This is a genomic window from Marinitenerispora sediminis, assembly GCF_003336425.1.
In the GTDB taxonomy this organism is placed as follows: domain Bacteria; phylum Actinomycetota; class Actinomycetes; order Streptosporangiales; family Streptosporangiaceae; genus Marinitenerispora; species Marinitenerispora sediminis.
Genome location: NZ_QEIO01000012.1, coordinates 1 through 12,860, shown reverse-complemented (window position 1 = coordinate 12,860; position 12,860 = coordinate 1). Strand labels below are relative to the sequence as shown.

Below are 12,860 nucleotides of genomic sequence, written 5' to 3'. Positions count from 1 at the left end.
GCCGCGGCCGGGGAGCCCTCGTCAGGTGGCCGCCGCGGCGACGTCGGCGTGGATCACCAGCTTGAACTGCGCGTACTCCACCGTCGCCGCGGCCGTGGCGGTATGGCCCACCATGAGGCCGAGCGGCGTACCGGGCCGGACGAAGATGCCGTGGCTCTTGGTGAAGCACTGCATCCCGGGCGAGGGCGGGCGGTGGTCGGTGCCGGTGGAGTCGACGCCGGTGGACAGGTCGAGGGGGTCACGGCAGAACCGGTCGCGCAGCTCACCGTAGTCACCGGCCCGCCAGTGGATGTTGGCGTGCAGCTGGCCCCACCCGTTCACGCGCGGCCAGATCAGACCGCTGCGGGGATCGGTCCGCCAGTCCTCGACCACATGCCCGTCGGGCTGGACGGGGTCGTGCATCCGGTGGACGTCGTAGGCCTCGCCGGAGGAGTCGAAGGGGAAGCGGAGCAGGTGGTAGCCGCCGCCGGGCGGGACGGCCTGGGCGATGGCGCCGGCCAGGGAGCAGACGTAGACGGGCATGGGGACCTCCTGGGGGGACGGGGACGGCGGCCCGGGTTCGAACGCGGGCGGCGCGGCGCCCGAGGCGGCACCGGGCGGTGCGCTCACGGGCCCGCCGCCCGTCGGCAGGGTGCGGGCGGCCATCGCGGCCGTCGCGGAGTGCCACTGGGCGCACCCGGGTGGCCGTCAGCCTCTTCATGCTCGTGGGGATCTCTACCACAAGAAGGGGCGATATCCCCAAAAACCCAGCATGCTGCCCCGGCCGGCCGCCAGGAAGCCCGGACGGCGGTCCGGGCCTTCCGCTCCGGCCGCCCGGGAGCCTCGCGCCCCAGGCAGGCCCGGGCCGGGGACCGGGACCGACGTCACGGGCGGCGCGTCAGCGGCGTGCGGACGCCTCCCCGCCGCGGTCCGGGCTCGCCGGGCGATGGCCGGCCCCGGCCGCTGCCGCGCGGCCGCCGCCCTTCCGGGCGGCGTCACGGCCAGACGGCCGCGACGACCTGGTCGAGCCGGGTGGCGCCCGCCGGTTCGGTGGTCGCGGTGATGCCGAGCTGTCGCAGCGCCTGGGCGAGGGTGGCGGGGGTGAGGACGGTGTCGTCGGCGACGCCTGCGAGGGCGGCGCGGAGCTGGCCCGCGGTCAGGTGCCGGGCCGGCGCGGGCGCCACGCAGCCGCGGCAGATGTAGCCGGCCCACTCCACGGGGGTGGTACCGCACATCGCGCACACCAGGTGGCCGCAGGCGGCGCACGTGAAGGCGTGGTCGTCGGCGCCGGCCCGCCGGCCGAGGGCGCGCTCCAGGGAGCGGCACCCCTCGGCGCAGCGGGGCGAGGACGCGGAGGTGGAGGTGGAGGTGGAGCTGCGGCGGGCAGGCACCGGTCTCTTCCTTCCGGGACGTTCAGCGTTGGGCGAGGTCGCGGGTGTCGCTGTCGCCGAAGAGCGCGTGCACCTGCCGGCGCAGGTTCGCGATGGCGTCGCTCAGGTTGTCCAGGGCGGTGTAGGTGCACCGGCAGGTCGAGGGGGCGAACTCCCAGAGCATCATCGCCCGCAGGCGCCGCTCGGCGCTGCGGATGTCGGCGATGAGGTCCAGCGCGTCGTCGCGGCGCAGCGTCCGGGTGTCCAGGCCGGCCCGGAGCCGGTCGAGGTGCCCGCGCACCTGGGAGGTGACCATGCGGCCCTCGCGCCCTAAGTGGGCGGTGACCTCCACCAGCAGGTCGGTGATGGCGAGCAGGCTGACCAGGTAGGAGTGGAACTGGCCGGTGGCCACCAGGTCGATCTCCACGGTCTCGGCGGGCAGGACCGGTTCGGCCGGGCCGGCGCCGGGCGGAGCGGGGCGGGGCATGCGGGCGAACTCGGCGTGCCAGGCGTGCAGCAGCGCGCGGTCGGTACGGGTGAGCAGTCGGTCGAGTTCCTCGTCGGTCACGCGTCGTCCTTTTCGGGTTGTGGCGCCAGGCGCTTCTTCAGGGCCGCCCGCCCGCGGTGCAGGGCCGTCCGTACGGCCGCCGGGGTGCTGCCGGTGATCGCGACGATCTCGCTGGTGGTGAAGCCGTCGAGGGTGAGCGCCACGGCCTCCGCCTGGCTGAGCGGAAGCTCGCGGATCGCGGCCATGACACGGGCCACCTCGTCCCGGGCCTCCACCCGGGCCGCGGGCGACAGGTGCTCCGGAGCGGGCGGGTCGTCGCATTCCTCCAGCGGCACCTGCTTCGGCACCGAGCGGAGGTAGATGTTCTTCGCGGTCACGCGAAGGTAGGCCCGCATGTTGTCGATCGTGTCGCGCTTCTCCCAGCTCTGGTGCAGGGCGATGCGGGCGCAGTCGCGTGCCTCCTCGGGGGTGGCCCCGATCTTCAGGAGGTAGACGGCGATGTTGGGCAGCTCCTTCTCCGCCAGGTACTCCCAGCTGACCTGCTCCACCATCTCGTCGTCGATCTCGCTGTCCTCCGTGGGAGGGCACGCGACGAACAGATCTTCGTCCAACACACACTTCCTTGCGCTTGGCGTTTGCCGGAGGGCACTGATCGCGGAGATCCGCCACGGGTCGGACGGGCTCCGCTCGGACCGCCGCAGCGGCCCTTGCCTATAAGATCCACAGACCCCGAAATTGTTACTTTTCCCAGCTCAGAGCATGTGATTAACGAGTACTCGGGGCAAAATATTCTGCCACGCGCCCGCATTGTCAAGAATGGCGAATTTCAAGGACAGAACGGCATGAATGGAGCTTTAGGGGCCAGTGTGCCGCGAGAGGTTTCCGGGGGACGTGCGCCACGGAGCCCGAAGGGCGGAGCCGGGCGGGCGGAGCGGCGGACCGCGCGCCCCCGGCGAGGAGGGCTCCCCTGCCGCCGCGAGGGGCGCTCCGAGCCCTCGCGAGGTGCGCGGCGCTCCCGAACGCCGGCCGGCACCCGCGTCCGCTCCCGCATCGGCACCGGCACCGGCACCGGCACCAGCACCGGCCCCCGAGCATCCGGCGCGCCGGACAGGGCCTGCCTCGGGTCTGCCTCGGGCTCGGCACGCGGTGCCGGGCTTCTGGCGCGCCCGGCTATGGCCGCGGGCGGAGTTCCCGGTGACGATGGGGATTCCGCGCCGGAACCGACACCTCGGACGGGGGATCCCTTGCACATCGGTAGCGTCCTGACCGCCTCGGCGAGCCCGCCCTTCACCCTGATCACCGTGTTCGTGCTGATCGGCGGCGCCCTCGTCTGTGTCGGCGGCCGCGAACTGCGCACCATCGCATGGCTGCGCCGGCACGGGATCCGCGTGCCGGGCACCGTCACCGGCCGGTCCGGGGGCGGGAACGGCACGAGCGCGATGGTGTTCGAGTTCGTCACCCGCGAGGGCCGGCACGTGCGGACCCGGCAGCGGGTCTCGACCAACTTCGGGCTGCTCCGCGAGGGGCGCCGGGTGACGGTGGCCTACGACCCCGAAGACCCGCGGCGGGCGGAGATCGTCGAGGCCAGGGCGACGACCGCGGGCGCCGTGCTCCTGCTGACCACCGGGTCGGTGTTCTTCCTGGTGGGAACCGCGCTGGGCGTCTTCTCATGGATCGCGCGGCCGGGGTGAGGCGCGGCTCGCGCCGCACCGGACCCCTCTGTGAGACGGGCCGCGGTGTCCCAGTCCGCACGCAGGGAACATGCGCCCGCGCGCCGGGCGGGCCGGGCCCGGGGCGGCGACGGCGAGCGGCAGTGCCTGGCAGCGGCCGCGACGGGGCCTGAAGAGGAGGCGGGGCCCCGGCGTCCTGGCCGCCACCACTCACATCCGCGCCCGAGCCCCCGGCGGGGATGGCGCGCCCGGCGGGGTGGACCCCGGGATCCCCGGACGTGCGGTCCGACGGATTCGACCGGAGCCCGAATCACCGAGAGTCCGTGGAATTTCGCATTTCTGGTGACCAGCCGGTGTTTCCGCGAAGACGCCCCGATTGTTCGCGTGCTGCGTGCGGACCGACGCACCAAAGCCATAAAATCGCGTGGACCGCTTCATTTCACCGCACCACGCGCCCATGTATGGAGGATTGGAAAGAACCGCCCGCCGTCGACGTGACGAATAAGCAATCTCCAGCGCCATCCTGACGGGGCACCGTCACATCTTCCGGCCGCGATCCCCCGTCGTGCGACCCCCTCCGACGCCGGTGACCTGGCAGGCGGCGGCCGCAGCGGTGTCCGGGGCCGGGCAGCGGCGGAGGGCCGCACCGGCTGCCGTGGCCGCGGATCCCCGCGGCACGGACACCGCGGGGCGCGGCCTTCGACGGGTTCGAATTCGCACCGATTTCGGGAGCGGCCCTCGGTTGACCGCGACCGTATGGCTGAGGTGGACATTCATCAGATTTCCGATCCCGGCGGCGGACGGCCGTGAATACGTGCGCCCTGTCGACGCTGTTGACGCCGCAATCGGGTTCTCTTAGGTTCTTAGCAATTCGAGCCCGACCGGATCCGGCCCAACGGGCACCCCGGCAGCGCGCGGCCGGGGGCCCATACCGTCCCCCCACGGAAGAACGGATCGAAGGAGCACCCTGTGCAGGCTCACGCACGACGCAGACACCCGCTCACCCTCGCCGCCATCCTGATGATGGCGGTTGGGCTGACGTCGGCGGCGCTGCCCGCCTCGGCCGACTCCGGTGCCGAGACCGACGCCCCGGCGGCCACCGCCGCCGGGGGCCCGTGGCTCACCGGCTACTGGCACAACTTCAACAACGGATCCACGACGCTGCCGATCAGCGCCGTCCCCGACGCCTACAACCTGATCGCGGTCGCCTTCGCCGACAACCTCGCCGGCACCCCCGGCGGCATCACCTTCAACCTGGCCAGCGGCGAGCTCAACGGCTACACCGAGCAGCAGTTCAAGGACGACATCGCCGCGGTCCAGGCCCAGGGGCGCAAGGTCGTCATCTCGGTGGGCGGCGAGCGCGGCCACGTGGACGTCACCAACTCCACGCAGGCCGCGAACTTCGCGCGCACCACCTATGACCTGATGAACGAGTACGGCTTCGACGGCGTCGACATCGACCTCGAACACGGCATCAACGCCCAGTACATGGAGGAGGCGCTGCGCGCGCTGTCCGCGCAGGCCGGCCCGGACCTCTTGATCACGATGGCGCCGCAGACCATCGACTTCCAGGCGCCGTCCTTCGCCTACCACCAGCTGGCGCGGGCGATCTCCGACATCCTCACCATCGTCAATATGCAGTACTACAACTCCGGCACGATGCTGGGCTGCGACGGGCAGGTCTACAGCCAGGGCACGGTCGACTTCCTCACCGCCCAGGCATGCATCCAGCTGGAGCTGGGGCTGCGTCCCGACCAGGTCGGCCTGGGCCTGCCCGCGACCCCGTCGGCGGCGGGCGGCGGCTACCAGGCACCGGCCAACGTGGTCCGCGCCCTCGACTGCCTCGAACGGGGCACCAACTGCGGGTCCTTCACCCCCGCGCAGCCCTACGGCCCCATCGGCGGCGCCATGACGTGGTCGATCAACTGGGACGCCACCAACGGCTACGCCTTCGCCAACCAGGTCGGAGCGCGCCTCGGCACCTGACAACCCGCTCCGGGCCCGCACCCGCCCGGCCATCGCGTGAACGCGCCGGCCGGGCGGGCAGCACATGGTCCTCGACGAGGAGGCAGCAGCCGTCCACCTCGCCGGACCGCACGTGGCGGGCCTCTTCACCTGGTCCGCCAGATGACCGCGTGTTGCGGCCCAGCGGGTCTCCCGCCTCCGGCCGATGCTTCCCGGATGGGGAGACGACGAGGCGACCGGTCGTCGTCGGTGCGGCTACTGCATCAGCTCGGTGTGGGGATGCTCCGGAGACGTCGGGCAGATGTAGAGCTGCTGCCGTTGGCCGCTGGCGATCTGGACGGCGGTCGGTTGCCTTGGGACAGTGTCGGTGCCGAGCGGCGCGACGCGGGCATCGCGGGGGACGCGACCACGGTCGTGGGCCTCGATGCCTTGGGCGCGAAAGAAGTCGATCACGGCCTGGCCCTCCGGGCGAGTGCGGACGGAGGATGGACTGGTGTGTTCGCGATCTCCGCGGTCGTCCGGGATCCAGCTGCGCGTGCTGTCGTCCCATTCGAAGGTGGGGATGGTCAGCAGCGGGACCATCGCGCTATCGCAGGCGGGGCAGGACTGGGGCCTGGGATCGGTGTACCCCCAGGGGGCCCAGCCGCCGACCTTCCAGCCGGGCGCGACGGACAGATCGGCCGAGTAGAACTCCTCCGGGTACGACGCGTACCGGCTGTCCACCGCGCCGCCGGCCGCCTGCCACATGCTCCAGTCCCCGAGCTGGGCCCGCACGTCCTTGCTCAGCTCCAAGGGGTTGGGGTACTCGGTGATCTGCTCCGGAGCGAGCAGGCACGGCTCGGGCAGGTAGCCGTCGAACTGCACCACGGGCGGTTCCGGGGGTGTGGTGAGGATGTCGGTGACCGCGGCCTCGGACCGCCAGAACACCACGGTCCTGGGCATGAAGCTCATCGGAGGGTGGTCGAAGGGGCACCACAGCACCTGCAGCAGATCTGCCCCGGTGGGCGGGCGCAGATCGGGCACGTCACGCGCGTACAGCTGCGCCAGCGGCAACATCGCCATCGAACCGTCATACGGTCGGCGGCTCGGCCCTGGTCTCGGATAGGTCCTCGGGGAGCGGATGCGGGCGAGGGTCTCCCGTTCCCGCGAGGTCAGATCCCGGCCCTGCGCGGCGGCATGGATCCGGCGTTCCCGTCTCACGCCCGCCGGCGACCGGGCCGGGTTCACCCCGTCGAGCTCGTGCGGTCCTTCGCAGTGCGGCCACGGCTCTCCAGCCGGCCACAACAGCGGACCGCCGACCGAGCTGTCACGTGCCGACGGATCCCCAGGGCGAGGGTGCAGCCGGGTCGCCGTGCGGGCCAGCGGGGCCAGTTGAGGGAAGAGCGCGGTCACGTCGAGCGGCCGCGGCGGGGTAGTACGGGTGATGCTCATAGCGGTTGATGCTGCCAGCGGCCGCTGACGCTGGGCGGATCGGCCCTCCATCACTGACACCGAGCGGACCAGCGAAGGCGGCCACGATGCCGGGCCCGGTGACGTAGCCGACCGATGGGACCACGCGCACCGCATTTCCGTGATCCGCCCGAAACCGCCTACTGGCCGCGTTGCCGCGGCGCCGCGCCGAGGCCGCCCGGCCCGGCACCGGCGGCTCTGTCCCCCCACCGCGGATCGAGGAGGAACCGGCTCCAGATCAGACCGGCTGAACGTGGCCGTGGATTGGCCGCGGTGCGCCCCTGACAGCCCCGGGTCGCCATCGCCAACCACCGATGACGTCGAACGCCCTCCGGCCTGAATCTCCAGGTCGGAGGGCGTTTCGCGTGGCGAGGAAGGGCGCGCCCGGCAGGATTCGAACCTGCGACCGTCGGATTAGAAGTCCGGTGCTCTATCCACTGAGCTACGGGCGCCTGGCTTGGTCGTTACTGACCAGGCACTTTACCAGTCCGGGACGATTTTACCGGGTTTGCACATCGGTGTGTCAGTACAGGATCCGTGGGACTGCCTGACCTGCGGAAGGACCGATGTCCGCTCTCGGGCGACGCGGGGACCTTGGAGTGTTCACCGGGTGCCGGCGCGCGGCAGATCGTCCGAAACCGGTGCGGGCTGTCGCGACACGAACACCATGTTCGCGCAGTATCACGCGAAACACGAACGCCGCCGGCTCCGGGACGGGCCGCCTGCCGGTGCGTGCGGCGGCTCCGCCGCCGTCGCCGCGCACCGCGGTTTCCGGCGCCCCCGGGGATCGGCTCCCGCGGTGGCGGTCCGCCGCCGGCGCGGCGGCCGGAAGGCGAGTGCGGGGCCCGCGGCCCGGTGGCCGGGACCGGACACCCGGGCACCCCCGGGCCGGCGGGCCCGACGTGGCCGCCGCCGTCCGGCGCACGGCCCGCGGCGGCTACCAGGTCCACCACTGTCCAATGGCCAGGAGGATCGCGGCGAACAGCATCGGACACCCCCTCATCCCCCACCCGCGGTCGAACCGGCCGCCGGGTGGATCACCGGTATAGGGCGGTGCGGGAGACGCGGTCAACGAGGCATGCACCGTATTGCCCAGAATTGGGACGTCGGCGCGGGTCCGATGACCCGCGGCACTACGGTGGGGCCGTGACACGGACCCGCCCCGCCCCCGCCTGGCCGGCCGCCCTCGGGCTGCTCGCCGGAGCGGCCCTCGACCACGTGTTCCCCGACCCCGAACGCGGCCACCCGGTCGCGCTGTTCGGACGGGCCGCGGGTGCCCTGGAGCGGCGGATGCACGCCGCCTCCCGCGCCCGGGGGGCGGCATACGTCCTGTGCGCCGCCGCGCCGGTGGTGCTCGCCGGGGCCGCCCTGCAGCACCGCGCGGGCCCCTGGCGGCGGGCGCTGCTCACCGGCGCGGCGACCTGGACCGTGGTCGGCGGCGCGATGCTCGGCCGCGAGGCGGGCCTGGTCGCCGACGCGCTGGAGGCCGGGGACCTCGCCGCCGCGCGGCGCCGGCTGCCGCACCTGTGCGGGCGCGACCCGGCGGCGCTCGACGAGAAGGGCATCGCCCGCGCGACCGTCGAGTCCGTCGCCGAGAACACCTCCGACGCCGTCGTCGCCCCGCTGGTCTGGGGGGCGCTGCTCGGGCTGCCGGGGCTGCTCGGCTACCGCGCCGCCAACACCCTCGACGCCATGGTCGGCCACCGCTCGCCGCGCCACGAGCGGTTCGGCTGGGCCGCCGCCCGGCTCGACGACGTCGTGAACTGGGCGCCCGCGCGGCTGACCGCCGTGCTCACCGCCGCGGCCGCCCCGGTCGTCGGCGGCAGCCCGCTGCGCGCGTGGCGGACCGCCCGCCGGGACGGCCACCGCCATCCGAGCCCCAACGCCGGGCAGGCCGAGGCCGCCTTCGCCGGCGCCCTCGACGTGCGGCTCGGCGGCACCAACGTCTACGGGATGCGCGTCGAGCACCGCCCGGAGCTCGGGGAGGGCCGGGGGCCCGGCGCGGGCGACATCCGGCGGGCCGTGCGGCTCTCCCGGGCCGTGCACGCGGCGGCGGCGCTGCTCGCGGCGGCCGGGAGCTGGGCACTCGCCAGCCGGCCCGCCCCGCGTCCCGCTCGGGGCTGACCCTGCGGCTGGCGCGCCCGGGAGCCGGGGACGAGCCGGCCCCGCGTCCCGCCCGGGGCTGCCCCCGGCCGCGGGCCGCCCCGCGCGGCTGACGACGTGCCCGCTATCGTTGACCCGCTCCGCGCGGGGACCGGAGGCGGCGCGGCCCGCCGCCCAGGCGGACGGCAGAGCAGGAGAGGGAGCTCGGACGATGCGCGCAGTCCGCGGCCGGGACGGCGGCGGCGATGAACGGACGACCGGCCACGCGCTGCTGGTCGCCGGCACCACCTCCGACGCGGGCAAGAGCGTCGTCACGGCCGGCATCTGCCGGTGGCTGGCCCGCCAGGGCATCAAGGTGGCGCCGTTCAAGGCGCAGAACATGTCCCTGAACTCCGTGGTCACCCCGGACGGCGCCGAGATCGGCCGGGCGCAGGCCATGCAGGCGGCCGCATGCGGCATCGAGCCGCGCGCCGCCATGAACCCGGTTCTCCTCAAACCGGGCAGTGACCGCCGCAGCCAGGTCGTGGTGCGCGGCCGCGCCGTCGGCGAGGCCGACGCGGTCGGGTACCGCGCCTACCGGGACAGGCTGCGCCGGGTCGCCCTGGACAGCCTCGCCGAGCTGCGCGACGACTACGACGTGGTGGTCTGCGAGGGGGCCGGGAGCCCCGCCGAGATCAACCTGCGCGCCGGCGACATCGCCAACATGGGCCTGGCCCGGGCCGCCGGCCTGCCGGTCCTGCTCGTCGGGGACATCGACCGCGGCGGCGTGTTCGCCGCGCTGCACGGCACCCTCGCGCTCATGGAGCCCGCCGACCAGGCGCTCGTCGCCGGTTTCGTCATCAACAAGTTCCGCGGCGCCCCGGAGCTGCTGGCTCCCGGGCTGGACATGATCCGCGACCTCACCGGACGTCCCGTGCACGGGGTGCTGCCCTGGCTGGACGGCCTCTGGATCGACGTCGAGGACTCCCTCGGCCTGGCGGCCGACCGCGGCCCGGCGCGGCCGCCGCTCGGCGCGCAGAGCCTGCGCGTCGCCGTCGTCCGGCTGCCGCGCATCAGCAACTTCACCGACATCGACGCGCTGGGCGTGGAGCCGGGGGTGGACGTGCGCTTCGTGACGCGCCCGCACGAGGTCGACGACGCCGACCTGGTGATCCTGCCCGGCAGCCGCGCCACGGTCGACGACCTCGCCTGGCTGCGGGAGCGCGGCCTCGCCGACGCCGTTGTCCGGCGCGCCGCCGCCGGCCGGCCGGTGCTGGGCGTCTGCGGCGGGTACCAGATGCTGGCCCGCGAGATCCACGACGACGTGGAGTCCGGCGCGGGCCGGGTGCCCGGTCTGGGGCTGCTGCCCACCCGCGTGGCGTTCGCGCGCGAGAAGACCCTGGGCCGGCCGAGCGGTACCGCCTACGGGCGGCCGGTGGCGGGCTACGAGATCCACCACGGGGTCACCACGGTCGACGACCCCTCCGAGGGCGAACCGTTCCTGGACGGCCGCCGGGTGGGGGCGGTGTGGGGCACCACATGGCACGGCGCCCTGGAGAACGACGCGTTCCGCCGCGCCTTCCTCTCCGACGTCGCCGCCCGCGCCGGGCGCGCCTTCACCCCGGCCCCCGGCACCGACTTCGCCGCCGAGCGGACCGCCCGCCTGGACGCGCTGGGCGACCTGGTCGCCGAGCACATGGACACCGGCGCCCTGCTGCGCCTCATCGAGCAGGGGGCCCCGAGCGGCCTGCCCGTGGTTCCGCCGGGAGGCGTCCGGCCGCTGGCGGGGTAGCCGCGCCCGGCCGCCCCCTTCCCGACCGCGGGGGTCCGCCGGCGCACGCGGGATCGCCGGTTCGGCCGGGTTCGCTGCCCCGGGGGCGGGCCTGTGCGGTCGGAACGAGAGGAACGCGGACGATGTCGGTCTTTATGACGTAGATTCACTTTGTCCGATATGCGAGCGCGTTCCGCGGAACGGCCGCCCGCCGACGGCGCGCGGGCATGTCCGCGATGTGGATACCATCCAAGCGTCTGGACGACCGGCGGCCCGCCGGGAGCGGGAACCGGCCCGGGGAGTCCACCGATCGAGAGGAGGAGCCGCATGGCCGACACGCGCGAGACGGGCGGTGTTCGGGAGGTCAAGTCCGCGGCGCGCACCGTCGAGCTGCTGGAGACGCTCGGCTCCTTCGACGGCCCGGCCACCCTCCGCCAGCTCGCCGAGCGCATGGACGTGCCGCGCAGCAGCCTGTACGCGCTGCTGCAGACGCTGGTCGGCCGCGGCTGGGTGCGCACCGACACGACCGGGTCCCTGTACGCCATCGGCATCCGCGCGCTGCTCGCCGGCACCGGCTACATCGACGCCGACCCGCGCCTGGCCCTGGTACTCCCCCACCTCGACGCGCTCGCCGAGAAGCTCGGCGAGACACTGCACTTCGCCCGGCTCGACGGCGCGGACGTCGTGTACCTGGCCACCCGCGAGTCGCGCCACTACCTGCGGCCCTTCAGCCGGGTCGGCCGGCGCCTGCCGGCGCACAGCACCAGCCTCGGCAAGGCGCTGCTCGCCGAGCGGACCGACGCCGAGGTCGACGCCCTGCTCCCCGCCCCGCTGCCCGCCCTGACCGACAGCACGGTCACCGACCGCGGCGCGCTGTTCGCCGAACTCGCCGAGATCCGGGCACGCGGATACGCCACCGACGACGGCGAGAACGTCGTGGGCCTGCGCTGCGTCGGGGTCGCCGTCCGCTACGACCGGCCGGCCATCGACGCGGTGAGCTGCTCCATCCCGAGCGCCCGCTACTCGCCCGAGGTGCAGGACGCGGTCACCGACGCGCTCATCCGCGCCCGCGACGCCGTCGAGGCGGCCGGTGCCACCCCGTTCGGCCCGCTGACCAGGATGTGAGGCGGCGCGGGCCCGGCCGCCACCAGGCCGCCCCATCCCGCCCGGGTCCCATCCCGCCCGGGCCGCGGCCGCTCCCCTCGCGGGCGCGGCACGGCCGGGCTCAGACGAGCCGGCCGGCGTAGGCCAGGGCCTGGAGCAGCAGCACGTCCTGGCCTCCGGACATCTCCTGGCGCACCTCCGGGGTGGCCGCCTCCTCCGGCGTGAACCACACGAGGTCGAGCGCGTCCTGGCGCGGCCGGCAGTCGCCGGCCACCGGGACCACGTAGGCCAGCGACACGGCGTGCTGCCGCGGGTCGTGGTGCGGGGTGACCCCCGGGGTCGGGAAGTACTCGGCGACGGTGAACGGCTGCGGCGAGATCGGCACCCGCGGCAGCGCCACCGGCCCGAGGTCCTTCTCCAGGTGCCGGAGCAGCGCGTCGCGGATCCGCTCGTGGTAGAGCACCCGCCCGGACACCAGCGCACGGCTGATGCTCCCGTCGGGCGCGACCCGCAGCAGCAGCCCCACGCTCGTCACCGTTCCGGAGTCGTCGATGCGCACCGGGACGGCGTTGACGTAGAGGATCGGCAGCCGGCCGCGCACCGCGTCCAGCTCCTCGGCGGAGAACCACCCGGGCGTGGTGTCGGTCGTTTCGGTCATGTCGCCGTTCTACCTCATCCCACCAGAGCGGCGCCGGGCAACCCCGGTTCGGACCGGTAGGTACGTCGGAAGACGGGCGGACACCGGCCTCCCGGCGACGGCCGCCGAACACGGTCCGCCGGCCGGGGGCGACCTCGGCGGTGCGCCGGCGCCAAGCACGGACACCCGGGATCCGCGAGCCCGCCACCGGTGCCGAGGAAGGCCGAGGAAGAGAGCCGGGCCGGACCGCTGCCGCGGGCGCCTGCCGCTCCCGGGCGCACCGCAGCGACGTGCACGGGTATCCCGGCCCGGGGTCCGGCCCGCG

Annotated in this window: 11 protein-coding genes and 1 tRNA gene; 5 read left to right on the top strand and 7 right to left on the bottom strand. The window is 74.2% G+C overall.

The window, feature by feature from the left end; all coding sequences use genetic code 11:
• Positions 1-21 precede the first annotated feature (21 nt).
• The 4 genes from DEF28_RS03600 to DEF28_RS03585 all read right to left on the bottom strand — a co-directional run bounded on the left by DEF28_RS03600 (position 22) and on the right by DEF28_RS03585 (position 2,471).
• Entirely contained in the window at positions 22-522 is a 501-nt protein-coding gene (locus tag DEF28_RS03600) for a hypothetical protein (RefSeq protein ID WP_114398892.1), read from the bottom strand.
• A 452-nt stretch (positions 523-974) separates the two neighbouring features.
• Complete coding sequence (locus tag DEF28_RS03595) at positions 975-1,370, bottom strand: hypothetical protein (protein ID WP_114398875.1); 396 nt, start codon at positions 1,368-1,370, stop codon at positions 975-977.
• Positions 1,371-1,392: 22 nt separating this feature from the next.
• Entirely contained in the window at positions 1,393-1,917 is a 525-nt protein-coding gene (locus tag DEF28_RS03590; RefSeq protein ID WP_114398874.1) for a hypothetical protein, read from the bottom strand.
• Positions 1,914-2,471 (bottom strand): RNA polymerase sigma factor, encoded by a 558-nt coding sequence (locus tag DEF28_RS03585; RefSeq protein WP_147280164.1) that lies wholly within the window; start codon positions 2,469-2,471, stop codon positions 1,914-1,916. The genes DEF28_RS03590 and DEF28_RS03585 overlap by 4 nt, the downstream gene beginning before the upstream one ends.
• Before the next feature lie 630 nt (positions 2,472-3,101).
• On the opposite strand from DEF28_RS03585, the gene DEF28_RS03575 reads away from it, so the two are divergent.
• A complete protein-coding gene (locus DEF28_RS03575; protein WP_158562755.1) occupies positions 3,102-3,548 on the top strand; it encodes a DUF3592 domain-containing protein in 447 nt (148 codons plus the stop codon).
• 999 nt (positions 3,549-4,547) lie between these two features.
• The gene (locus DEF28_RS03570; RefSeq protein WP_114398891.1) at positions 4,548-5,513 is read left to right on the top strand and encodes a chitinase; all 966 of its coding nucleotides are present in this window, start codon (positions 4,548-4,550) and stop codon (positions 5,511-5,513) included.
• 234 nt (positions 5,514-5,747) lie between these two features.
• Here the strand turns inward: DEF28_RS03570 and DEF28_RS03565 are convergent, their stop codons facing one another.
• Together DEF28_RS03565 and DEF28_RS03560 are read right to left on the bottom strand one after the other, a co-directional pair.
• On the bottom strand, positions 5,748-6,554 hold the full coding sequence (locus DEF28_RS03565) for a hypothetical protein (RefSeq protein WP_114398870.1): 807 nt from the start codon (positions 6,552-6,554) through the stop codon (positions 5,748-5,750).
• Positions 6,555-7,320: 766 nt separating this feature from the next.
• A tRNA-Arg gene (locus tag DEF28_RS03560) sits at positions 7,321-7,393 on the bottom strand.
• A gap of 694 nt (positions 7,394-8,087) precedes the next feature.
• On the opposite strand from DEF28_RS03560, the gene DEF28_RS03555 reads away from it, so the two are divergent.
• The 3 genes from DEF28_RS03555 to DEF28_RS03545 all read left to right on the top strand — a co-directional run bounded on the left by DEF28_RS03555 (position 8,088) and on the right by DEF28_RS03545 (position 11,919).
• Positions 8,088-9,065, top strand: coding sequence for a cobalamin biosynthesis protein (locus DEF28_RS03555; RefSeq protein WP_114398869.1), 978 nt, complete (start codon positions 8,088-8,090; stop codon positions 9,063-9,065).
• Between the two features lie 190 nt (positions 9,066-9,255).
• Positions 9,256-10,815, top strand: coding sequence for a cobyric acid synthase (locus tag DEF28_RS03550; RefSeq protein WP_114398868.1), 1,560 nt, complete (start codon positions 9,256-9,258; stop codon positions 10,813-10,815).
• A gap of 306 nt (positions 10,816-11,121) precedes the next feature.
• On the top strand, positions 11,122-11,919 hold the full coding sequence (locus DEF28_RS03545) for an IclR family transcriptional regulator (RefSeq protein ID WP_114398867.1): 798 nt from the start codon (positions 11,122-11,124) through the stop codon (positions 11,917-11,919).
• A gap of 100 nt (positions 11,920-12,019) precedes the next feature.
• Here DEF28_RS03545 and DEF28_RS03540 read toward each other — a convergent pair whose 3' ends face one another.
• Positions 12,020-12,556: an NUDIX hydrolase family protein gene (locus DEF28_RS03540; RefSeq protein WP_114398866.1), complete on the bottom strand. Its 537-nt coding sequence runs from the start codon at positions 12,554-12,556 to the stop codon at positions 12,020-12,022.
• Positions 12,557-12,860: the final 304 nt, after the last annotated feature.

Excerpts from the sequence above, each read along its gene's own strand:
- DEF28_RS03600 (WP_114398892.1), bottom strand. The coding sequence starts at position 522 with ATGCCCGTCTACGTCTGCTCCCTGGCCGGCGCCATCGCCCAGGCCGTC.
- DEF28_RS03570 (WP_114398891.1), top strand. The coding sequence starts at position 4,548 with ATGATGGCGGTTGGGCTGACGTCGGCGGCGCTGCCCGCCTCGGCCGAC.
- DEF28_RS03565 (WP_114398870.1), bottom strand. The coding sequence starts at position 6,554 with ATGGCGATGTTGCCGCTGGCGCAGCTGTACGCGCGTGACGTGCCCGAT.
- DEF28_RS03550 (WP_114398868.1), top strand. The coding sequence starts at position 9,256 with ATGCGCGCAGTCCGCGGCCGGGACGGCGGCGGCGATGAACGGACGACC.
- DEF28_RS03545 (WP_114398867.1), top strand. The coding sequence starts at position 11,122 with ATGGCCGACACGCGCGAGACGGGCGGTGTTCGGGAGGTCAAGTCCGCG.
- DEF28_RS03540 (WP_114398866.1), bottom strand. The coding sequence starts at position 12,556 with ATGACCGAAACGACCGACACCACGCCCGGGTGGTTCTCCGCCGAGGAG.